We start from the raw sequence: 21315 nt of genomic DNA, 5'->3' as shown, positions 1-21315 counted from the left end.
CGATGACGCACCGGATACGCGCCGCGATCGTCGGCGCCGGGTTCATCGGGGCGGTGCACGCGCACGCCGTACGCGCTGCCGGGGGCGTCATCGTCGCGACCACCGGGCGCACGCCGGAGGCGACTGCACGCGCCGTGGAGGTGCTGGGCGCCGAGCGCGGGGTCGGATCGATGGCGGAGCTGGCCGCTGCGGACGACGTCGACGTCGTGCACATCTGCACCCCGAACAGCACCCACGCCGAGATGGCCGAGGCCGTGCTCGCCGCCGGCACGCCCGTGATCTGCGAGAAGCCGCTGGCCACCTCGGTGGAGGACGCGCGGCGGCTGACCGCGCGGGCCGCGGAGGCGGACGTGCTCGCAGCGGTTCCGTTCGTCTACCGGTTCTACCCGGCGGTGCGCGAGGCGCGAGCCCGGATCGCCGCCGGGGAGGCCGGGCCACTGTGGCTGCTGCACGGCACGTACCTGCAGGACTGGCTCGCGGCGGCGGACGCGACGAACTGGCGCGTCGACCCGGCCCTCGGCGGCGGCTCCCGCACCTTCGGTGACATCGGCGTCCACTGGTGCGACCTGATGGAGTTCACCACCGGCCACCGGATCGTCCGGTTGGCCGCCCGGATGGGCACGGCTTACGAGGGCCGGGGCGGCACGGAGGACGGCGCCGTGGTGGTGTTCGAGACCGACCAGGGAGCGTCCGGCTCGGTCGTGGTGTCGCAGGTGTCGCCGGGACGGAAGAACCGGCTGTGGTTCTCCTTCGACGGCCAGGCGGCGTCCTACTGCTTCGACCAGGAGCACCCCGACTCGCTATGGGTCGGCGGGACTGCCGTCAACCGGGTGGTCATGCGCGGGCCAGACACGTTCAGCGACGCCGCGGCCGGGTACGCGCGGCTGCCGGCCGGGCATCCGCAGGGCTACCAGGATGCATTCAACGCCTTCGTCTCGGACGTGTACGCCGCGATCGAGGGGCAGAAGCCCGAGGGCCTGCCGACGTTCATGGACGGCCTGCGCGCCGCCGTGTTGACCCAGGCCGTGGTGACGGCCGGCGCGGAGCAGAGCTGGGTGGAGGTGCCCGCATGGAACTGGGATTCCTGACCGCGTGCCTGCCCGACCGCCCGCTCGACCGGATCGCGTCCTGGGCAGCACCGAGGAGCGCATCGAGACCGGCCTGCGCGTCGCGCACCGCACCTTGCGACCGCTGATCGTGGCCTGACCTGCTCGTTCCAGTCGGAAGGACATGATTGATGAGGATCATCGACCACAACGACGACCTGGTGCGGCACGGTCGCGCTTACGTCAACGGAGTGCGCCTGCACTACATGACCGCCGGTGAGGGCGACCCCGTCCTGCTGCTGCACGGCGTCCCCAAGACCTCGTACCACTGGCGGCACGTGATTCCCCTGCTCACCCCGCACTATCGGGTCGTCGTCCCGGACATGCGCGGTCTCGGCGACTCCCAGCACACGCCCGACGGCTACGACATGCGCAACGTCGGCGAGGACTTCGCCCAGCTGATGAGCGAACTCGGCCACGACCGGTTCCGGCTCGTCGGTGAGGACTGGGGAGCCGCCGCGGCCTACCAGCTCGCCGCCGCCCACCCGGACCGCGTCCAGCAGCTCGTCTATCAGGAGATGATCCTCCCCGGCTACGGGCTTGAGGACTACTCCTTCCTGACCGCGGAGAACGTGCGCAGCTTCGTCTGGCTGTGGCACATCAACTTCTACTCGGTGCCGGAGTTCCCCGAGATGCTGATCGGCGGTAAGGAACGCGAGTACTTCTCCTACTTCATGAAGCACGAGACGCACGACCCGACGGCGATCACGCCCGACGCGATCGACGAGTACGTCCGGTGTTACTCCTCGCCCGGCGGCGTCCGCTGCATGTGCGAGATCTACCGGGCCACGCTCACCGACGCCGACCAGAATCGCGAGGCCGCGAAGACCAAGCTCACGATGCCGGTGCTGGCGGTGGGCAGCGAGCACTTCATCGGAGCCGACAACGAGCGGCAGATGCGCGAGGTCGCCGACGACGTGCGGGGCGTGATCCTGCCGTGGGGCCACCAGCTCGCCGAGGAGTCGCCGAAGGAGCTCGCCGGCCATTACCTGCGCTTCTTCGCCGGGGAGACGTCGTGAGCGCCTTCCGGGTGGAGAACGGCAGGCTCCTCGATCCCGACGGCGACCCGTTCCTCACTCTCGGGGTCAACCACGCCGACGAGACCAACCTCAAGTATCCCCGCAACGTCGACGTCTGGCGGCGCAAGTACGGCTCCCGCGCGAGCTGGATCCGCGACGGCGTGGTCGCCGACCTACGGAGCTGGGGCTTCAACACCCTGGGCTGGACCCAGGAGTACGTCAGCGGTGGCTGGGGTGAGGCGTTGGACTGGTTCGGCGACCCGATCGACCTCGGCCACTCCACACCCTGGCCGGCCGCGGACCTGCGCAGCGCCGGTCTGCCCTACGTCGCGCAGCTGCGGGTGCAGGAGATCGAGGACTGGAACGGCTACCCGGCTTTCCGCCCCATGGGCGGCGACAACGACGGGGACTTCGAGGTCTGGTGCGACTACCTCGCCCGCAGCGTGGCGGGCGAGCACGCCGACTCCCCGGACCTGCTGGGCTACTTCCTCGTCGACATCCCGGCCTGGCTGCCGCACGCGTCGGGCGCGGACTTCCCCGAGCTGCGGGGCCTCGACCCGGTCGGGCGCGACAAGAAGCTCTACGACGTCGCGAGTCGCTACTACGAGACCATCGTGACGGCGATCCGACGCTACGACCCGGATCACCTCGTGCTGGGCGACCGCTACAACGGCAACAAGGGCATCCCGGAGCCGGTGCTGCGCGCCATGGCGCCGTTCGTCGACGTGCTGTCGGTGCAGTACTTCAGCGACCCGACGCCCGAGGGTCGGATCCGGATGCGCGACGACCTGGCCGGTTGGAGCGAGCAGACCGGCGGTAAGCCCGTGGTCATCGCCGACATCGGCAACTGGACGCCGACCGAGCTCAACCCGCACCGCACCGGGCTGCCGAGCCAGGCGGCCCGCGGCGAGGACTACGGCGCCGCGCTCGACGCCGTACGGGGCGAGCCGTGGTTCGCCGGCTGGCACTGGTGTGCCTACGTCGAGAACACCGGCCGCGGCTGGGGCCTCAAGGACCCGTGGGACGAGCCGTACCGCGACCTCGTCGGCCCGGTCGCCGAGCACAACCGCCGCACCGTCGCGGCCTGAGGTGGAGGACATGACCGACAACCGTTTCTTCGACGCGCACCAGCGCGCGACCGTCGAGGCCGCGATGGCCAGGATGATCCCGACCGACGACACCCCCGGCGCCCGCGAGGCCGGCACCATCGACTTCCTCGACCGGTACCTGTCGGGCATCGACTTCGTCCTCGCCAAGCCCGACGGGAGCGGCTTCGAGACACTCGAGGGCAAGCAGGCGTGGGCCTGGGAGCAGCGCATCGCCGCCCTGCGCGACACCTACGTCGCGGGCATCGAGGAGCTCGACCGGCTCGCCCGGGAGCGCTTCTCCGCCGACTTCGTCGCGTTGACCGAGGAGCAGCAGAACCGGTTGCTCACCGAGCTGGAGCGCCCGGCGCAGGAGAAGCAGGTGGCCGACGACCAGGTCCGCGCCGCCTGGACGCCGCCCGAGCCGGCCCTGCAGCAGTCGGTGGTCGAGATCGGGCTCGCCTTCGTGCCACTGCTCGCCCTGCACACTCGGCAGGGCTTCTACGCGGACCCGATCTACGGCGGCAACCGGGACCGGATCGGTTGGCAGGTGATCGGCTTCCCGGGCCCGCAGTCGCTGGCCGACGTACACAGCGGCCGCTACAGCGTGGTCGACTGGTTCGCCGACCGACGCGGCTACCCCGGAACGGAGGACGAGCGTGGCGCGTAAGCCCAAGCCGGAGCGGGCGGACGTCTGCATCATCGGAGCCGGGGCGACCGGCGCTGCCGCAGCGAAGGTGCTCACCGAGCGCGGCCTGCGCGTGGTGGCGCTGGAGAAGGGCCCGTGGCGAAGGAAGGAGAGCTTCGGCGGCGACGAGCTGGCGAACGTCAACCGCTACAACCTGTGGCCCGACCCGCTGCTCAACCCGCGCACCGTGGTGCGGCCGGAGACCGGCGCGACCGGGCCGGTGGTCGAGCTGTTCTGCCCGGTGCCGCAGATGGTCGGCGGCGGGACCGTGCACTGGCAGGGCTGGCTGCCCCGGTTCACGCCGAACGACTTCCGCCTGCGCACCGTCGTCGGGGACCTGCCCGGGACGACACTCGCCGACTGGCCGATCACCTACGACGAGCTGGAGCCCTACTACACCCGCGTCGAGTGGGCATTCGGAGTCTCCGGGCAGGCCGGGGCGAACGCCGCGGAGGGGCCGCGCAGCAAGGGCTACCCGTGCCCTCCGCTGCCGCTGTCCTACTACGCGAAGAAGTTCCACGAGGGCTGCAGCGCGCTCGGCTGGAACGCCTTCCCGACCCCGCAGGCGGCGCTCTCCCGCCCGCACAACGGCCGCCCGCCGACAGTCATCAGCGCCTTCGCCCAGCAGCACGGCGACCCGAGCGGCACCCGGTCGAGCGCGCTGAACGTCTTCGTCCCGCACGCGCTGGCCACCGGGCGGTTCGACCTGCGCCCGGACTGCTACGTCCGGGAGATCAGCGTCGACGAGCGAGGGCGGGCGAAGGGCGCGGTGTACGCCGACGCTGACGGCGACCTGGTCGAGCAGGAGGCCGACGTAGTCGTCTTGGCCTGCGGCGCGGTGGAAACCGCCCGATTGCTGCTGATGTCGCGGTCCGGCCGCTTCCCGAACGGGCTGGCCAACAGCAGCGACCTCGTCGGCCGCAACGTCACCTTCCACGAGTACAGCGCAGCCGTCGGGCTCTTCAACGACCCGATCTACGCTTGGGCCGGCGGCGGCTACGTCAGCGCCAGCAGCTTCCAATTCTATGAGCATGACGACTCCCGCGGGTTCGCCAGCGGCGGGCACATCGCCTGCGCGGGCGTCGGCATCCCGCTGCCGATCAACTGGGGGCTGCCGGACCGGCCGCTATGGGGCCCGCAGGCCAAGCAGATGGACCGGGACTACTTCAACCACAGCATGGCCGTCGCGATGGTCGTGCACGACATGCCTCAGCACGACAACCGCATCGAGCTGGACGAGAAGGTGGAGGACGCCTGGGGGCTGCCGGTCGCCCGAGTCACGCTGACCCCGCACGAGAACGACCTGGCCATGGGACGTTTCCTGATCGACCGCAACGGTGAGATTCTCGAGGCGGCAGGAGCGAAGAAGGTCTACCGGGTCTACATCGACAAGGTGACCGGCAACTGCTCGCACCAGCACGGCACGACGCGGATGGGCGACGACCCGGATAGCTCGGTGCTCAACCGGTGGTGCCAGGCCCATGACGTGGACAACCTCTTCGTCGTCGACGGCGGTCCGTTCCCGACGGGGACGGGCGCGAACCCGACCTTGACGATGATGGCGAACGCGTGGCGGGTGGCCGAGCATATCGCCGAGCGGTGGCCGGACCGAGCGTCGACGGGGGCGTGAGGCCGGAGGTCTCGTGCTGGTCGTCACCGCCGCCCGCTTCGGGAGCGGGGGCCGCGGGAGCGGTGACGGCCCGGGGGCTGCCCGGCAATCAACCACGGGGGCACTGGACCCGCCCCCGCCGGTCCGCCCAGATCGCCTGGCAGCACCTCGTGCTCACCCTCGAGCGGGCCGCCCAGCAGCTCGCCGACCCCGCCTGGCTGAACCCCTGGGAGGCGCTCGACCAGGTGCTCGCCGCCTACAGCGCCACTCGGACGACCCAACCGCTCGGCGGTCCCGATCCCGGCGCAGGTCTCGGCCCGGACACCGGTCTGGCCCTGCTGGTGAAGCCGACCGTCGAGGCCGCCTTCTTACGTCAACAGCACCTGCTGGCCCTCCTCGATCGCGCCATCGACACCACGCAGACCGCCCCAACCCAGCTGCCGGCGTTCGACCAGCAGACCGCGCAGGCCCTGCTGGCCCGCGTTCGCGCTCTGCAGGCGCATGGTCCCGACGCTGGCCAGCTCGCTAGCCCCGACGGAGCCGCCGGCTGTGGGGACGCCGAAGCCGACGGCGCCGGCGGCGATCCCGTTCGAGAGGTGTTGAGGTACGCGCCCACCTTTCTCAGGGTGATGGGGACCAACAAGGCCCTCGCGCTTGCCACCGGCGTCCGCGACCCCGGACTCCTCGCCATGGTTTAAGACGTCGCGGTCCTCGCCGAGGGCAGCCGGTACGACGCATCCGACCCCGTCGTGACCCCGCTCCTCGACGGCATCGTCGACCAACTGAGCCGTCACCCGGGCTTCGCCGGCGAGGTCCGCAAGACCTTCCCGCTGCTGAATCACCAGACCGTGCTGTTCCTCAAGAGCCGCCTCGATCTGACCCAGAGCACCCTGCTCGGACCGAGTGCGGGAGCGGCCAGGCGCCCGCAGAGTTGACCGGAGGAATACGCCGGATCCACTCCAGGACGTGGGATGTCTGTCGAGTGAGCGCTGTGCTTCCCTGGTGCTGAGCGCCGGATCACTCGTTTGTGCTGGCAGGAGCCTTGGCGCGGCTGGGCTGCACCCGCATCGGTTCTCCGGGCATCTTCGGGGTGCACACCCGCGAAACGCCGTCCTGAACTGCATAAACGCAGGTCGCCGAGGAGCGAAATCGGTCAGGTTGTCGGTCGAACGCGGTTGCCGCTGCACGGGTGCGGCGCCGTGACGAAACTACTCGAGGAGGTTGCGTTGCCCTGGGCGTCGGTGGCGACGTCACCGGCGGGGATCGGGGAAGCCGAGGCTGGTGTAGCCGGGGGCGCGCTTGGCGAGGGACGAGGCGAGGACGCCGGTGGCCACGTCGTGGTAGTCGTGCACCTCGGCGGTGGTCTTGCCCGGGTGCGGGCGCAGGACGCGCCCGGCGTACTGGACGAGGCGGCCCTTGAAGGCGATCGGCGCGGCGAGGAAGAGGGTGTCCAGTGCGGGGCAGTCAAAGCCCTCGCCGATGTAGGGGCCGGTGGCGACGATCAGTAGCGGTGACCGGCCGGGGTGGGGTTCCAGCCGGGCGAGGGCCGCGGTGCGGGCCTTGGCGCCCATACCGCCGCGCAGAATGACCGGGTCGTGCCCGTGCTCGCGCAGCGCGGCGGCGAGACGGTCGAGATGGTCGGTCCACTGGGTGAGCACCAGGCAGTGCCGGCCGCGGGTCAGTGCCGTGACCACATCGGTGACGACCTGAGCGGTGCGGGTGTCGTCGGCGACGAGGTCGCGGTAGATCGCGGCGATGGCGCCGGGTGCGGCCGGATCCGCGTCGCCGGTGTAGCGAAAGCCGGTGGGGTGCACGTGCAGCACCGGCTCCGGTGCCGGTGCATCGGCTGATCGGACGGCGAGGGTGCCGATCGGTGCCGGGGTGAGGGTGTGCCGGACCGGTCCGAGTTGCAGGCCGATGAGGTCGTCGAGCTGGTCGCGGCGGTACGGGGTGGCGGTCAGGCCGAGCCAGCGGCGGGCCGGGATCTGCCGGACGGCGTGTTCGAAGGCGGCCGCGGGAACGTGGTGGCACTCGTCGATGACGACCAGCCCGTAGCCGGCGGTCAGCTCGGCGACGTCGTCTGCGCGGGCGAGGGTCTGGAGGGTGGCGACGTCGATGACGCCGGTGGTCCTGCTGCGCCCGCCGCCGCGTTGGCCGGCCGTGATGCCCAGCAGTTCGCGGATCCGCGCTCGCCACTGGTCGGCCAGCGCCTTGCGGTCGACCAGCACCAGGGTGGAGACGGCGTGCTGCGCGATCAGCGCGCAGGCGATGACCGTCTTCCCGGCGCCGGGTGGAGCGACCAGGACGCCCAGCTCATGCCTGGCCAGTGCGTCGCATGCGGCCTGCTGTTCGGGGTCGAGCTGGGCGGTGAAGCGGAAGGTGTGCGGTCGTCCCGGGTCGCGTTCGTCGGCGAGTTCCAGGCGGCTGCCGGCCTGCTCGATCAGTGCGGTGAGTCGGTGGAGCATCCCGCGGGGGAGGATCAGGTCGCCGGTGAGGGTCTCGTCGTAGCTGCGCAGGAAGCGCGGGGTGTCCCAGGTGGAGGCCCGCCGGCGCTGGCGCTCGTAGAAGGCCGGGTTGGGCATCGAGGCGGCGTGCTTGAGCGTCGCCATCAGCGGCGGCGGCAGGTCCGCGCCGTTGACGGTGATCGCCGCGCCGAGTGCGGCGCGGATGGCGGCGGGCGGCAGGACGGCGATCCTGGTCGAGGTGGGGGGGCGGAGCCGGTCGACCGCGGCGCCGACGGGAACCTGGCCCAGCCGCTGCGCCAGCAGGGTGACCTCTTTGGGGGTGAGGCGGCCGAGGCTGGACAGGTAGGACCACTGGTCCTCGTGCGGCTCCAGGGTGGCCAGGTCCAGGAACACCGTGGCCCCGCGGCGGCGGGCGCGGCCCTGCAGCGGCGCGGCGATCAGGTTGCCGAGCCCACCGACCTGCAGGACGTCCTGGGAGGGGAAGAGCCGGTCGTAGCTGGCCAGGTCCATCCGCCCGCGCACCGCGATCGCTTCGCGCAGCAGCCCGCTGCCCACCTGTCGGGCGGTCACCGCAGGGACCGGGGCGGTGAAGAACAGCCACACGTGGGCGCCCAGGCCGGAGCGGGAGACCTCCAGCGCGGCGGATGCACCGGCGGCGCGCGCCGCCTTCAGATAGGCCGGCGCGTCGAGCATGGCGGTGGCGCCGTCGAAGTCGGCGGCCAGCCAGCAGCAGCGGTCGCCGTCCAGCAGCGGGTACAGACCGAGCTCCAGCTCTCCGGAGAGATGGGCGGTGATCACCTCCTGGGTCAGTGGGAGGTACTCACGTTCTGCTGCCGGGACACCCTTGCGCCAGCCGCCTCGCACCGCGGGCGTCCAGCCCGACCTTCCCGACCGGCCGTTCTCCCACCGCAGCGCGTACACGTCCGGGCGGCCTGCGAACAACGCCGCGAAGAAGGCGACCTTGGCCGCCGCCGGCGAGCCGGCGTGCACCGGACCGGGCGCCGCGTCGAACACGCCGGTCTGCACCGGACCCGGTGGTCGCGCCTCCCTGGGGGTCAACTCCAGCAGGCGCAGCAACCGGGTGTTCTCCGCTCGCAACCGGGCCACCTCGTCGCGCAGCGCCGACAGTTCGTCGTCCAGATCGACGAACGGCAGCGTGCCCTGCTCGTGGTTCGAGGTCCCCGGCACGTCTGTCATGATGTCGCGAAAGCGACGATTTGCGATCACTGCGCAGAACCGCCATTAGTCCTGGAGCGCTCACCGGCCGGCAGCGGTCACTTTGGTGTGCCATCAGCGTTCGCACTTGGCCTGGTCGTAGAGAACGCGGATGTCGGCGGGTCCGCTGCCGGAGTGGCGCCAACATCGGACGGTGGAGGGGCTGGTGCCGAGGCGCTCGGCGACCTCCTGGGTGGTCAGCAAGTTTCTCGTGGTGAGACGGCGATGGGGACGGATACGAGTCCGGCACTCTCAGAAGGCGTCGAGCCGACTCGATTGGCGACAGCCGGGATGGGGTGACAACGGGGCGACAATACTGGTGAGTCGCGGTCCGCCACGTCACCCCTGTGTCACCGCAGGACCGGGCGACGTTCCTACCGAAAGCGACGCCGGGTTCGTTGCTGCACCACGCGCACGACGTCGTCCAGAGTCGCGGCGATCGCGATCAGGTGCCGGTCGTAGACCCTGCCCTGCTCGACCTGGGCGGCGAGCTCGCGAAGGAGCTCCACCCGGGCAAGCTGCCGAGGCCGCGCAGCTGTCCTCGGCGCCGTCGCCGGGACTGTGACCACCCGTTCGACAATCTCGACAGCGCTTCGTCCGCATGCGGCGGCCCGGGCCTGCTCCCAGGCCCGGTGCCGGCAGGTCGCCGAGCACCACTTCGAAATCGGCCCCCGCGATGCTGGGGTGATCGGCCCGTGGCACCACCCGCACGTCGTAGCCGCCGCCCGCCGAGCCCAACTGTGCGAGCCGTCCCCCTCCGGTGCACGGTCCAGCGACGGCGCCTGCCGCGCGAGGGATCGCTCCTGCTGCTGACGGCGTCGACGATCACGGTCACGCTGCCGAGCGCGGTACTCACTGCTGCCCTTGCTGCCCATGCCTCCGAGCGTCCGAGGTGACGTTCATGTACCCGTCACCACGATTTGCGGGGTCCCTGGATGCATTAGGTGTGTGGGTCATGATGTCTTACCTCGATCGGTCGCCAAGGCCGCTGCTCCGTAGCGGCGGCGATGGCGCCGTGGCGGGACGCGACCGTCCGCTCGTCGCATGGTGCGTGGTTGATGGCGGGCAGCTCCGTGTACAGCCCCTTCGCGAGACGATCCGGGGCGTGGACAAGCGACGAGGTGGAAGTGCCGACGTCCTGCGCGGCACACGCCTACGTCGTCGATCTTGCCCGGTCTCGCCGACAGTGACGGCGTGTGCGAGCCATGACCGCCGTCTTGCCATGCGACATCCGGGGCTCCTTCGCGCCGGCCGTCGCGCGGCTCGAGGTGACCGCTCTTGCCCTTGGGCTCGCCTGTCGACCTGGCCATGAGCGGCTGGAGTACGAGAGCCTGACGGAACGCCACTCGTCAGTGCACTCGACGGTCGCACCGGCCACCGAAGGATCCAGTACGCCATCTACGCCGCGGCATGCCTGCGTGCAGGGCTGCATGCCGACCCGCTGGGCGGACGCCGGAGGGTCCGTTGCTCGACCTACGAGCTGCCGTGGCACCAGCCCATGGCGTCCTCGGCGGCCGTCCGCTCAGACGGTCGCCGCCCGGGTCTCAGGGTGTTTCCGCCGCCCCGGGCTAACCCGGTCCACCCGTACGCGACCCCGCCCACCGCTACGGAGCCCGCGCTTCGCCCGCAGAATGGCTTCGCTCACGACATGACCCGGCCGCCACGGCGGGTCAAGCAGCCAGTACTTGGCTCGGTCGGATGAGCTGAGAACGGACCAGCGCTCGCCGCGCCACCAGTCGCCTTCCCCTCAGCTCCCGACCGAGGAGAGGTGTGCGGATGGGCACGACGAAGCGCCGGCAGGCCGGCGAGGGTGGGATCAGCGAGTACCAGACGAAAGCAGGGCCGCGGTTCCTGATCAAGTAATCGGTGCTGCAGGAGGACGGAAACAAACGCGTCGTCTGCAAGCGCGGCTTCAGGACCAGGCGCGAGGCCGCCGCCGCGCTGCGCGCGAAGAGCCGCAGGACGGAGACCGGCGACTGGGGCCATCCGTCGAAGCAGCCCCTGGCGGCCTACCTCACCGAGTGGCTCGACGGGCAGCGGCTGGCCCCCGCAACGCTGGCCAGCTACCGCAAGAACGTGCGTCTGCACCTCGCGCCCTGCCTGGGTGCCGTACCGATGGACCGGCTGACCGGGCACCGCCGTCGACGCCTGGATGCGCACGCTGGAGGCATCGGGCCGGGCTGACGGGCACGGCGGACTGTCACCCCGCACGGTGCGTTACGTCTACACGATCCTGCGGTCAGCACTCGCCGACGCGGTCAAGCACGGCCGGCTCGCCGTCAACCCCACCGACCGGTCGACCCCGCCCAGCCCGTCGCAGGCCCGGCCGCCGGAGATGCACGCCTGGACGGCACCGGAGCTCGCCCGCTTCCTCCGGTGGGCAGATGAGCACGACTCCGACATGGCCATGGCCTGGCGGCTGCTGGCTTACACGGGGATGCGCCGCGGCGAGGCGCTCGCACTGCGGTGGCGCGACGTCGACCTGGACGCCGGACGGGTTGCCGTCCGCCGCAGCGTCGGCGTGGTCAAGGACAAGGGGAAGGGCGAGCAGCTGGTCGAGGGCGTGACGAAGACCGGCCAGTCCCGGGTCGTGGACCTCGACGCCGGCACGGTCGCCGCCCTGCGCGCCTACCGCGCTGTCCGCGGATCGGTGGCACTGGACCTCGTCCGTGACACCGCCCTGGTGCTCGGCACTCTCGTCGGCAGTCACCGGCACCCCGAGCGGTTCTACCGGCTGTTCGTCGAGTACCAGCTGCAGGCCCGCAGGGCTCTGGGGGAGGAGCTGTTGCCGGTGATCCGGCTGCACCACTTGCGGCACACCCACGCCACGCTGCTGCTGGCGGCCGGCGAGCCGGTCAAGGTCGTCTCTGAACGGCTCGGCCACGCCAGCGCGACCATCACCCTCACCGTCTACCAGCACGTGCACCCCGGCATGGGCCGGCAGGCGGCCGACCGGTTCGCCGCACTGCTCGACGGCTGAGAACAGCGCCAGGGCCGCGAAGTATCAAAGTGGTATCACGAGGCCCTTCCCGGCTCCGAAACGATATCACCCCGGGCTCCTGACCTGCAGGAACACCGGGGTGAGGGAGTGTCCGAGGGGGGACTTGAAGCACTACTCGGCAGGTTGTGCTGAATCGGTGCCTGGAGCCCTGCCGAAGCGAAGCCAGTCGTACCAGCAGAGTACGGGCCACCAGTGCGATTTGTACGTTGGAATCTGCCGCATGGCTATCAAAGTGGCGTGCCGGTCGTCCAGCGAGTAGTCGGCCGGGTCCTGCTCCTGCTCCCGCTTCTCGCGGAGGCGGTCGAGGTCGATGCCGGTGTTCCGGTGCCATTCGGCGCTCAGGACAATTCAGCACTTCGCCGCCCTGCGCTTTGGTGATGCGGACGCGCCGCTCGTCGACCCCTCGAAGTTATGGCCAGGGTCGGGAGTTAGCGCTTTTGCGCCTGGGGCGCGGCGTAAAGATTGGCCAGGCGGATAGAGATCGCCCGATCGAGGAGCCGCTCAATCGTTTCGGACATGTGAACGAGCCGGATCCGTCGAGCAAACTCGATTGGACCGAACGTCTCCGCAAGCTTGCCGATCGTCTCGTCGGCGAAGCTGCTTGATACGACATTGACTCCCTCGAAGTCTAGGTACAGTACAGGTGCACCCTCGTTGAGCACGTTAACCAGCCAGTTGCGCAACTCAGTCGCAGCTTTGCGGGAGCCGGTGCCGTGCGCATGCTCCGCCAGCTTGATGATATGGAAACCTTCGTCAGATTCGAATGACTCGAGGCGGCTATGAACCGCACGCCCTGCCAGGACCTTCGAGATGTCCACAGCTTGATCCGTCCGTACTTGCCAATCGACGACGGTTCCGAAATGATCGTCGTCCGCAATGATTCCTGACCCGAGGTTCAGTGTGGTTACCCGCTTGTCGGTCATCTCAAGACCCGAGCGACCGGAGATAAGACGCAAACTGCCTCGGTTCTCCTCGACGGCCGCCTTCAACCCGTAGAGGCCATTGCCTCGCTTGTCTCCTGTGCTACTGACGCCCTCCTGGAGGGCTAGGGTAATTGCGTCCACTCCCGTTCGGGGTCGATGCACGCCACCTCGGATGAACGATCGGTGGATGCCAATTCCCGTGTCGGCGACGCAGACGCTCAAGCGTGGTCGCTGCTTGGTGACGGAGGCCATCACAAAGCCTTGCTCGACGTGGCTGTGCTGGAAGACATTATCTAGCACCTCATAGAGACTCCAATTGAGCGTCTGTAGTACGCCAGGGCTGAACTGGACCTGCCTGCTGAAGTCTTCGACGAGCGAGTTGCAGAGATGGACGGCGAGATCCTCGGTGTACGCCCAGACCAGGCTCAGACGGTTCGTTGCGGCCGAGAGGTTTTCTCTTGTCGCAAGCAGGGGACTGCGAACTCGCGCGTGGTTGAGGAAGGAATCAGTAGCAACCTTGACAGTCACTTGCAGGCCAAGCTCTTTGTGCTGCTCCACCAGGGCTGCAAGGGGGACAATGGCGTTCGCGTAGGTGCCGCCCTCAACTCCCGTCAAGTCGATCTCGACGGCGGCATGCCCTCGCTCGCGTGCCTGCTTCAGGAAGACCGCTACCGCCACGACCTCGGGATGGCCGGCCAGCTTGGTCATTTTTAGGGTTGGTTTTGCGGCCGGGGGCGCTGGTACGGGCACACCCTCTCCTGACGTCGACGCACTCGGCAGGTGGGCCCCGTTCGCCACGCCTCGATCGCGGATCAAGAGTCCGCCGGGCGGTTCAACTTCTCGATCGCAACTGTGCACCCAGCGAGAAAGTCCGTCTGGGTGTCAGCCGTCTGCTCGAACATGCCCAGAACGTAGTTGTACTCGTGCAGGCACTGCCCCGACACGTCGCTGATGCTTCGCCCATAGTCGGCAACAGCGTCGGACCAGGCGTTGCCGCCTGCGATGACCCCGTCCAGGTAGGCGTCCGAGGGGGTGCCGCCGCCGTTGGTCATGGCGGCGAGGCCCGAGCCAGCGATGAAGGCGAGGTACGTGTACAGGATGACGAGGGCGACCTTCCAGCGGGTCCGGAGCCCAGAGATCCAGTTCCACGCTCGATGTACCTGCTGCACGGCTACTCCGATCGCTGCCTCCACGTAACGGAAGGTCCCGTCTTGCATCGGCGGTCGGCGGCGATGTCTTGACCTACCGAGTATTAGCGCCCTGACGTCGGGGCGAAGCGGCAGGACGACCAGGGGCCGGGGACAGGGACGGCGGACCCCCACCACCTGGAATCAACCGCACGGCGCACGCGCCGACCGTTTCGCCGATTTGCTGACCGCCGCGCGGCTGGAGGTTGACACCTTACGACTGGCCGTCTGCCACGCCGGGCCACCTCGCCCCGTCGAGACCGCCGAGCCGAGGACGAGCGGAGTGGCCCGCTCCTTGAGAAGGGGGTGCCGGTCCCCGCCCCCGCGGCGGTGTTGGTGGCCGTGGAGTCGGCGCTGGCCCGGTTCGGTGCGGATGGCGACGTCCGCCTGCCGGGCAGCCGGCTGAGGGGCGGCGCCGAGCTGAGGGCCGACCGAAGCGGGATCCCGCAACTAATCGTGTCGTACAGGCATCGCTTACTCATCGAAAACGTGCTGAGACGAGCTGATGCGGCCAACGTCAACCAGCGGCATACGTGCTGCTCAGAGCAACAACTCGTCATTTGTCAATGTTGGTCAACTACGCCAGATCAAATCGCAGGATGTATTGGCTCGGGCAGGCTTGACGACTGGTTTCGCAACCTGAATTCGGGCGGGCGTAGCAGGGCCTGACGGGGCGGCGGCCGCGCAGCCACCCGTCCGGGCGAAGACGTCGGCCGCGCTATCGAAGGCGACGTCGTTCCCAGGGGGCTTGCACTGGTGTCACCCCTCGACGCAGCGACCGGTAGGGACGATGTCACCCCGGGACGCGTCGCGTGTTCCAGCGGTGTCACCCCGGGCCTTCATCGGTTGCTCATCGACGTCACCCCCGCGCGGCTGTCACCAACTCGGCCGTTTCGGCGCCTTCTGGAGATGAGCCGCCGCTGGCCGAGGCAGCGGCCCTTGCTCTCTCCGGAGGAGTCATGACCGAGTCTGCCCCTGAGCCGAAGGCGGCATCCGGCGACAGCCGTGCCCGCGACCGCGCCGTGATCGCGCGCATCGCGGCCGCGGAGCGCTGGGCCCGCACCCCGGACCGGGCGGCGGCGACCGAGCCGGCCCGTCGCGGGCTGCGGGCCCGGTTCGAGCGGGAGGCCGACCCCGACGGGATTCTCGACGCCGCCGAGCGGGCGCGGCGCGCGGACGCGCTCATGACCGCGCACATGCTGCGGTTGGCCCGCGCCTCGGCCAAGACCCGTCGGTCGGCGACCGAGCGCGGTCGGCCCCGTTAGAGCCGGTCGCCCAGGGCCAGCCGGCGGTGCGCCTCGTGCGCCCGCTCGACCGCGGTGGAGGCGGCGTAGCGGGACAACATCTCGTCGCTGCGCCAGCCGGCCAGCATCATCAGGTCCCGCTCCTGCCCGCCGCCGACCAGCCAGCGGTGGGCGAAGGTGTGCCGGAACCGGTGCGGATGCACTCCGTCGACGCCCGCCTGCCGGCTGCGCACCTCGAGCACCTCGCGGACGCCGTCGACGGTCATCGCCCCGCGCAGCCCGAGCAGCAGCTTCGGTGAACTCGCCCGGGCGTGCAGCGCGCGCACCCGCAGGTAGCGGTCGATCGCCTGGCCGGTCCGGGCGCCGAATGGCACCGCCCGCGGCTGGGATCCCTTGCCGATGACGTAGGCGACCTCGCGGTCCAGGTCGACGTCCTCGAGCTTGAGCCCGCACAGCTCCGACACCCGGACGCCGGTGTCCAGCAGCAGCCGCAGGATCACCTCGTCCCGACGGCCGAGAAATATCGGGCGAGCGAACGTGCCCGGACGACCCCGGCCGACCGCGCACGTCTTCAGCAGCGCGGTGATCTCGGCGTCGGTGAGGATCGGCACCGGCTTGTCCGGGGCGGTGGCGATCTCGATGCCCTCGGTGGGCGCCGTGTCCAGCTCACCCTCGACGACCAGCCACCGGCAGAACCGGCGCATGCCGCGCAGTCGGGTGGCCACCGTGCTGGGCTCGCAGTTCTCCGCCAGCTCGGCCAGCCAGGCGCTGATCGCGTGCCGGGTCAGCTCGTTGAGGGTCTCGGGGCGGTCGTGCTCGGCCAGCCAGCGGCTGAAGTAGCGGACGCTCTGGCTGTACAGCTCGATGGTGCGGGGTGCCTTGCTGGCCGCGCGCAGGTGCCGACGAAATGACGCGAGAAGGTCCTCCAGCCGCACCGCCACGGAGGGAGATTATCGGTCGAACGAGCGCTGCGCGAGGTCTCCCGACGCCCCTAACTCAGGTATTTTTGCTGGTGGGAGCCTTGGCGCGGCTGGGCTGCACCCGCATCGGCTCGCCCGGCATCTTCGGGTAGTCCGGGGGATAGGGCATCTCCCCGAGCCCGAGGTCGCGCTCCTGCTGGTCGGCGAGCTCCACCAGCGGGGTGATGTCGAAGGCGTGGTCGGCCAGCCCGGCGTGCTTGTCCCCGACCTGGCGGAACCGGGCGGGCATGGTGAGCACGTCGAAGTCCAAGGGGGAGACGTCGGGCAGCTCGTCCCAGTCCAGTGGCGCGGAGACCGGGGCGTGCGGCTTCGGCCGGATCGAGTAGGCGCTGGCGATCGTGCGGTCCCGGGCCATCTGGTTGTAGTCGATGAAGATCTTCTCGCCGCGCTCCTCCTTCCACCAGTTCATCGTCACGCGGTCCGGGATGCGCCGTTCCAGCTCCCGGCCGAACGCGATCACCGCCCGGCGCACCTCCGGGAAGGTCCACCGCGGCTGGATCGGCACGTAGATGTGCACCCCGCGCCCGCCGGACGTCTTCGGCCAGCCCTCCATGCCGTACTCGTGCAGCAGCTCCCGCACGTGCGGCGCGACCCAGACCGCGTCGGAGAAGTCGGTGCCCGGCTGCGGGTCCAGGTCGATGCGGATCTGGTCGGGCTGCTCGACGTCCCCCTTCGACACCGGCCACGGGTGGAAGGTGAGCGTTCCCAGGTTGGCGCACCAGGCGACGACGGCGACCGAGTCGGGCGCGATCTCGTCGGCGGTCCGCCCGCTGGGGAAGGTGATGTGCGCCGTCGGCACCCACTCGGGGGCGTTCTTGGGGACCCGCTTCTGGTAGAACGCGTCGCCGGTGTTGTCGACCCGGGTGGAGAGCCGGGCGCCCTCGAAGACCCCGCCGGGCCAGCGCTCCAGCGTCGTCGGCCGGTCCCGCAGCGCGAACAGGACGCCCGGCCCGACGGCGACGAAGTACTCGACGACGTCGATCTTCCGGATGCCCCTGTCGGCGAAGTACGGCTTCTCCGGGTTGCTCACCCGCACCTCGTGGCCGTCGAGCTCAAGCACCACGGCGTCCTTGCTGCTGCCCATCGGGCTCCGTCCGGTCGGGCGCGCGGGAGCGCGCGGGTCAGGCGGGAAGGATCCGTGCCCGAGCGCGACCGCGCAAGATCAAGCGGGGCAGGTCGTGCCGTCCGCGGGAACCGCCAGGTCGATCAGGTACGCGTTGACCGCCCCCGTCACGCAGTCGGTCTTGGGGTAGGCGGTGTGCCCGTTGCCCTCCCAGGTGAGCAGCGTCCCGCTGAGCAGCTGGGTGGCCATGTCGACGGCGCCGCCGGCCGGCGTCACCGGGTCGCCCCGCGTGCCGATCACCAGGATCGGGGCGCTGCCCTCGGCGTCGCGCGCGGGCAACGGGGTGCGCGGCGCCTCCCAGGCCGTGCAGGTGTAGAGGCCGCGTGCGGCGTCGGCACCGAAGAGCGGGTACTTGCCGTTCCAGTCGGCGGCCAGCTCCTGCACCTGCTCCCGGGTGAACTCCTCGTCGGTGTCCGCGCAGGTCACGGCGACCATCGCGTCGATGACGTTCGTGTAGGTCCCGTCGTCGGTCCGGCCGGTGTAGGTGTCCGCCAGGGTGAGGACCCCGGCCGAGTCGCCCTCACCGGCCGAGGCCAGCGCCTGGGCCAGCTGCGGCCAGGCACTGGGCTGGTACAGGGCCGAGCGGACGGCGTTCAGCACCAGGCCGGGCGTCGCCTCCCGGGTCTCACCCGCCCGGCTGCTGGGGACCGGGTCGGCGGCCGCCTGGGCGAGCCGGTCGTTGAGGAACCCGCGGGGGTCGCCGCCCAGCGGGCAGCCGCCCATCAGGCCGGTGCAGTTGGCGGCGAAGGCGTCGAAGACGGCCTCGAAGGCCTGCGCCTGCGCCTCGGCCCGCTCCTGCCGGCCGGCGTCGGGGTCGACGGCGCCGTCGAGCACCAGGGCGCGCACCCGGTCGGGGAACAGCTCGGCGTAGGCGGAACCGAGCGTCGTCCCGTAGCTGTAGCCGAGGTAGGTCAGCTGCTCGTCGTCGAGCGACTGGCGGACCAGGTCCATGTCCCGGGCCGCGTCGACCGTGCTGAAGGCGCCCAGCGCCGCGCCGTACTTCTCCGCGCAGCCCTCGGCCGCCGCGTCCACGCGGCCGAAGGACTCCTCCAGCGAGGTCTCGTCGAGCGCGCGCGGGTCCTCGGCGAAGAGCTCGTCCTTCTGCTCGGCGCTGATGCACTCGACCGGGGTGGACAGGCCCACCCCGCGGGGGTCGACGCCCACCACGTCGAAGCGGGCCAGGACGTCCGTGGGCAGGGTCAGCGCCGCCTGCACCGCCGCGTCGGTGGCCGACTGGCCCGGGCCGCCCGGGTTCACCTGCAGCGACCCGATCCGGTCGGTCTGCCCGGCGAGCACGGCGCGGACCAGGACCAGCTGGAGGGTGCCGCCCTCGGGGTCGTCGTAGCTGACCGGCACGTCGGTCGTCCCGCACTCGAAGGACAGGTCGCGGTCGGAGCCGGGGCGACCCTCGATGATCGGGTCGATCTGCTCGCTGCAGTCGCTCCAGTCGATCGGCTGGGCCTCGGGCGCGGCAGTGGTCGCCGGGGCGGAGCTGCTGGCCGTCGGCTCGTCGTCGCCGGTGGAGGTGCAACCGGCGAGGACCGCGGGGGTCAGGAGCAGGGCGCCGAGGACGGCGGCGGAGGTGCGGCGGTGCGAGTACACGATGATCCACCCTAGGACCCGCACGGAGAGGTGGCAGCCGCAACCGTCTGCCTCAGCCGCCCAGCACCTCCGCGAGGTCGTAGCGGACCGGGACGTCGAGCTGGTCGTACGTGCAGGAGCGCGCCTCGCGGTCGGTCCGCCAGCGCACGAACTGGCCGGTGTGCCGCAGCCGGCTGCCCTCGAGCTGGTCGTACTTGACCTCCACGACCAGCTCCGGGCGCAGCGGCACCCACGACAGGTCCTTGCCCGCGTTCCAGCGGCTGGTGGCCCCCGGCATCCGGTGCTCGCCGTCCGCGTCGGTCTGCGCGTTCGCCCAGTCCTGCCAGGGGTGCCCGTCCAGTGCCTCGGCCCGGTACGGCGCCAGCTCCTCGACCAGTTCCGCGCGGCGCTTCATCGGGAACGAGGCGGCCACGCCGATGTGCTGCAGGGTGCCGGCGTCGTCGTACAGCCCGAGCAGCAGCGAGCCGACCACCGGGCCGCTCTTGTGCCACCGGAAGCCGGCGACCACGCAGTCGGCGGTGCGCACGTGCTTGACCTTGGTCATCACCCGCTGGTCGGGGGCGTAGGGCTGGTCGCCCCGCTTGGCGACGACGCCGTCCAGGCCGGCGCCCTCGAACTCGTGGAACCACCGCTGCCCGGTCTCGGCGTCCTGGGTGATCGTGCTGACGTACACCGGGGCCTCCACCCCGGCCAGCACCTCCCGGAGCCGGGCCTGCCGCTCGGCGAACGGGGTCTCCATCAGCGACTCGTCGCCCAGCGCGAGCAGGTCGAAGGCGACGAAGGACGCCGGGGTCTCCTGAGCGAGCTTCGCGACCCGGGAGGCGGCCGGGTGGATGCGCTGCAGCAGGGCCTCGAAGTCCAGCCGGTCGCCGCGCGGGACGACGATCTCGCCGTCGATCACGCACCGCTCGGGCAGCCGGGCCCGCACCGCCTCGGCCACGTCGGGGAAGTAGCGGGTCAGCGGCCGCTCGTTGCGGCTGCCCAGCTCCACCTCGTCGCCGTCGCGGAAGACGATGCAGCGGAAGCCGTCCCACTTCGGCTCGTAGAACCAGCCCTCGCCCGTGGGCAGCTGGGACGCGGGCTTGGCGAGCATCGGCTTGACCGGAGGCAGCACGGGCAGGTCCATGGCGTCAGTCAAGCAGCCCCCGGTGATCCGGCTCACGACCGATGAGTTCGCCCCGCCGCCGGCGTCCTCTGACCAGGGGAGACCGCCGACCGAGGAGTCCGGATGACCGCGACCTCAGCACCGACCGCCCGCACCCTCGACGTGCCCGGTGGGTGCCTGCACCACGAGATCCGGGGTGCCGGGCCCCTGGTGGTGCTGGTCGGCGCCCCGATGGACGCCGACGCCTTCGCGCCGCTGGCCGACCTGCTCGCCACCGACCACACCGTGCTCACCACCGACCCGCGCGGCGTGCACCGCAGCCGGGTCGACGACCCCGAGCGCGACTCTCCGCCCGAGCTGCGCGCCGACGACCTGTCCCGGCTGATCGCCGATCTCGACGCGGGGCCCGCCACCGTCCTGGGCTCCAGCGGGGGAGCGGTCAGCGCCCTGGCGCTCGTCCAGGCCCATCCCGAGCTGGTGCCCACGGTGATCGCCCACGAGCCGCCCCTGGAGGAGCTGCTCGAGGACCGGGAGCAGTTGCGGGCCGGGACGCAGCGGATCGTCGACACCTACCTGGCGGAGGGCTCGGCCGCGGCCTGGCGGGCGTTCATGGGGATCGCGGGCCTCCCCGAGGACGACGGGGGCACCGGTGCACCCGACGGGCCGTCGGAGCGGGACGAGCGGGTGATCGCCGACGAGCGGCACTTCTTCCTCCGGGAGCTGCGCGCCACCACCGGCTTCCGGCCCGACCTGGCAGCACTGCGGGCCGCCCCGACCCGGATCGTGGTCGGGATCGGCGAGGACTCCGCGGGCCAGCTGTGCGACCGGACGTCCCGGGCGCTCGCCGCGGCCCTCGGCACCCGGCCGACGCTCTTCCCGGGCTCCCACGTCGGCTTCGTGGAGGACCCGGTGCGGTTCGCCGCCCGGTTGCGCGAGGTGCTGTCGGCCGGCTGAGGAACCGGC

General features: G+C 70.8%; 20 protein-coding genes. 11 read left to right on the top strand and 9 right to left on the bottom strand.

The features are described 5' to 3' along the window. Positions 1-2 precede the first annotated feature (2 nt). From HK417_RS13370 to HK417_RS13340, 7 genes are all read left to right on the top strand, one after another. Complete coding sequence (locus HK417_RS13370) at positions 3-1088, top strand: Gfo/Idh/MocA family protein (RefSeq protein ID WP_222267216.1); 1086 nt, start codon at positions 3-5, stop codon at positions 1086-1088. Between the two features lie 149 nt (positions 1089-1237). Next, positions 1238-2125 carry an alpha/beta fold hydrolase gene (locus HK417_RS13365; RefSeq protein WP_222267214.1) on the top strand — a complete coding sequence of 296 codons (888 nt, stop codon included), beginning with the start codon at positions 1238-1240 and terminating at the stop codon, positions 2123-2125. Continuing rightward, entirely contained in the window at positions 2122-3213 is a 1092-nt protein-coding gene (locus HK417_RS13360; RefSeq protein ID WP_222267212.1) for a hypothetical protein, read from the top strand. Before HK417_RS13365 ends, HK417_RS13360 begins: the two co-directional genes overlap by 4 nt. A gap of 10 nt (positions 3214-3223) precedes the next feature. Further along, positions 3224-3880, top strand: a complete 657-nt coding sequence (locus HK417_RS13355) for a gluconate 2-dehydrogenase subunit 3 family protein (RefSeq protein ID WP_222267210.1) — start codon at positions 3224-3226, stop codon at positions 3878-3880. Beyond that, positions 3870-5528 (top strand): GMC family oxidoreductase, encoded by a 1659-nt coding sequence (locus HK417_RS13350; RefSeq protein WP_222267208.1) that lies wholly within the window; start codon positions 3870-3872, stop codon positions 5526-5528. Before HK417_RS13355 ends, HK417_RS13350 begins: the two co-directional genes overlap by 11 nt. A gap of 62 nt (positions 5529-5590) precedes the next feature. Beyond that, complete coding sequence (locus HK417_RS13345) at positions 5591-6205, top strand: hypothetical protein (protein ID WP_222267206.1); 615 nt, start codon at positions 5591-5593, stop codon at positions 6203-6205. Positions 6206-6256: 51 nt separating this feature from the next. Then, positions 6257-6442: a hypothetical protein gene (locus HK417_RS13340; protein ID WP_222267204.1), complete on the top strand. Its 186-nt coding sequence runs from the start codon at positions 6257-6259 to the stop codon at positions 6440-6442. A gap of 315 nt (positions 6443-6757) precedes the next feature. Here HK417_RS13340 and HK417_RS26475 read toward each other — a convergent pair whose 3' ends face one another. The 3 genes from HK417_RS26475 to HK417_RS25390 form a co-directional block, all read right to left on the bottom strand. Further along, positions 6758-9160, bottom strand: coding sequence for a DEAD/DEAH box helicase (locus HK417_RS26475; RefSeq protein ID WP_222267202.1), 2403 nt, complete (start codon positions 9158-9160; stop codon positions 6758-6760). Positions 9161-9262: 102 nt separating this feature from the next. Then, complete coding sequence (locus HK417_RS13330) at positions 9263-9391, bottom strand: helix-turn-helix domain-containing protein (RefSeq protein WP_222267200.1); 129 nt, start codon at positions 9389-9391, stop codon at positions 9263-9265. Between the two features lie 170 nt (positions 9392-9561). Continuing rightward, positions 9562-9696, bottom strand: a complete 135-nt coding sequence (locus tag HK417_RS25390; protein WP_261326589.1) for a hypothetical protein — start codon at positions 9694-9696, stop codon at positions 9562-9564. 1357 nt (positions 9697-11053) lie between these two features. Between HK417_RS25390 and HK417_RS13325 the strand changes: the two genes are divergently transcribed. Together HK417_RS13325 and HK417_RS13320 are read left to right on the top strand one after the other, a co-directional pair. Further along, on the top strand, positions 11054-11371 hold the full coding sequence (locus tag HK417_RS13325) for an Arm DNA-binding domain-containing protein (RefSeq protein WP_222267198.1): 318 nt from the start codon (positions 11054-11056) through the stop codon (positions 11369-11371). Further along, positions 11340-12167 carry a tyrosine-type recombinase/integrase gene (locus HK417_RS13320; protein ID WP_222267196.1) on the top strand — a complete coding sequence of 276 codons (828 nt, stop codon included), beginning with the start codon at positions 11340-11342 and terminating at the stop codon, positions 12165-12167. The genes HK417_RS13325 and HK417_RS13320 overlap by 32 nt, the downstream gene beginning before the upstream one ends. Before the next feature lie 449 nt (positions 12168-12616). Here HK417_RS13320 and HK417_RS13315 read toward each other — a convergent pair whose 3' ends face one another. Together HK417_RS13315 and HK417_RS13310 are read right to left on the bottom strand one after the other, a co-directional pair. Then, positions 12617-13819, bottom strand: a complete 1203-nt coding sequence (locus HK417_RS13315) for an STAS-like domain-containing protein (protein ID WP_222267194.1) — start codon at positions 13817-13819, stop codon at positions 12617-12619. A gap of 104 nt (positions 13820-13923) precedes the next feature. Then, the gene (locus HK417_RS13310; RefSeq protein WP_222267192.1) at positions 13924-14304 is read right to left on the bottom strand and encodes a hypothetical protein; all 381 of its coding nucleotides are present in this window, start codon (positions 14302-14304) and stop codon (positions 13924-13926) included. A gap of 953 nt (positions 14305-15257) precedes the next feature. On the opposite strand from HK417_RS13310, the gene HK417_RS13305 reads away from it, so the two are divergent. Next, a complete protein-coding gene (locus HK417_RS13305) occupies positions 15258-15563 on the top strand; it encodes a hypothetical protein (protein ID WP_222267190.1) in 306 nt (101 codons plus the stop codon). Here HK417_RS13305 and HK417_RS13300 read toward each other — a convergent pair. From HK417_RS13300 to HK417_RS13285, 4 genes are all read right to left on the bottom strand, one after another. Continuing rightward, positions 15560-16483, bottom strand: coding sequence for a tyrosine-type recombinase/integrase (locus tag HK417_RS13300; protein ID WP_222267188.1), 924 nt, complete (start codon positions 16481-16483; stop codon positions 15560-15562). The two genes, HK417_RS13305 and HK417_RS13300, sit on opposite strands and share 4 nt — an antisense overlap. Before the next feature lie 55 nt (positions 16484-16538). Beyond that, entirely contained in the window at positions 16539-17606 is a 1068-nt protein-coding gene (locus HK417_RS13295; protein ID WP_222267186.1) for a DNA polymerase domain-containing protein, read from the bottom strand. 78 nt (positions 17607-17684) lie between these two features. After that, positions 17685-19247, bottom strand: a complete 1563-nt coding sequence (locus HK417_RS13290; protein WP_222267184.1) for an alpha/beta hydrolase — start codon at positions 19245-19247, stop codon at positions 17685-17687. A 52-nt stretch (positions 19248-19299) separates the two neighbouring features. Further along, a complete protein-coding gene (locus HK417_RS13285) occupies positions 19300-20373 on the bottom strand; it encodes an ATP-dependent DNA ligase (protein ID WP_222267182.1) in 1074 nt (357 codons plus the stop codon). 102 nt (positions 20374-20475) lie between these two features. On the opposite strand from HK417_RS13285, the gene HK417_RS13280 reads away from it, so the two are divergent. Next, the gene (locus HK417_RS13280; protein WP_222267180.1) at positions 20476-21306 is read left to right on the top strand and encodes an alpha/beta fold hydrolase; all 831 of its coding nucleotides are present in this window, start codon (positions 20476-20478) and stop codon (positions 21304-21306) included. The last annotated feature ends 9 nt before the right edge of the window (positions 21307-21315 follow it).

It is taken from the genome of Modestobacter marinus, assembly GCF_019799945.1.
Lineage (GTDB): Bacteria > Actinomycetota > Actinomycetes > Mycobacteriales > Geodermatophilaceae > Modestobacter > Modestobacter marinus_B.
The sequence above is the reverse complement of the archived record's forward strand: the minus strand, read 5'-3'. Positions and strand labels throughout refer to the sequence as shown.

Excerpts from the sequence above, each read along its gene's own strand:
- HK417_RS13370 (WP_222267216.1), top strand. The coding sequence starts at position 3 with ATGACGCACCGGATACGCGCCGCGATCGTCGGCGCCGGGTTCATCGGG.
- HK417_RS13365 (WP_222267214.1), top strand. The coding sequence starts at position 1,238 with ATGAGGATCATCGACCACAACGACGACCTGGTGCGGCACGGTCGCGCT.
- HK417_RS13355 (WP_222267210.1), top strand. The coding sequence starts at position 3,224 with ATGACCGACAACCGTTTCTTCGACGCGCACCAGCGCGCGACCGTCGAG.
- HK417_RS13320 (WP_222267196.1), top strand. The coding sequence starts at position 11,340 with ATGCGCACGCTGGAGGCATCGGGCCGGGCTGACGGGCACGGCGGACTG.
- HK417_RS13315 (WP_222267194.1), bottom strand. The coding sequence starts at position 13,819 with ATGACCAAGCTGGCCGGCCATCCCGAGGTCGTGGCGGTAGCGGTCTTC.
- HK417_RS13305 (WP_222267190.1), top strand. The coding sequence starts at position 15,258 with ATGACCGAGTCTGCCCCTGAGCCGAAGGCGGCATCCGGCGACAGCCGT.
- HK417_RS13295 (WP_222267186.1), bottom strand. The coding sequence starts at position 17,606 with ATGGGCAGCAGCAAGGACGCCGTGGTGCTTGAGCTCGACGGCCACGAG.
- HK417_RS13285 (WP_222267182.1), bottom strand. The coding sequence starts at position 20,373 with ATGGACCTGCCCGTGCTGCCTCCGGTCAAGCCGATGCTCGCCAAGCCC.
- HK417_RS13280 (WP_222267180.1), top strand. The coding sequence starts at position 20,476 with ATGACCGCGACCTCAGCACCGACCGCCCGCACCCTCGACGTGCCCGGT.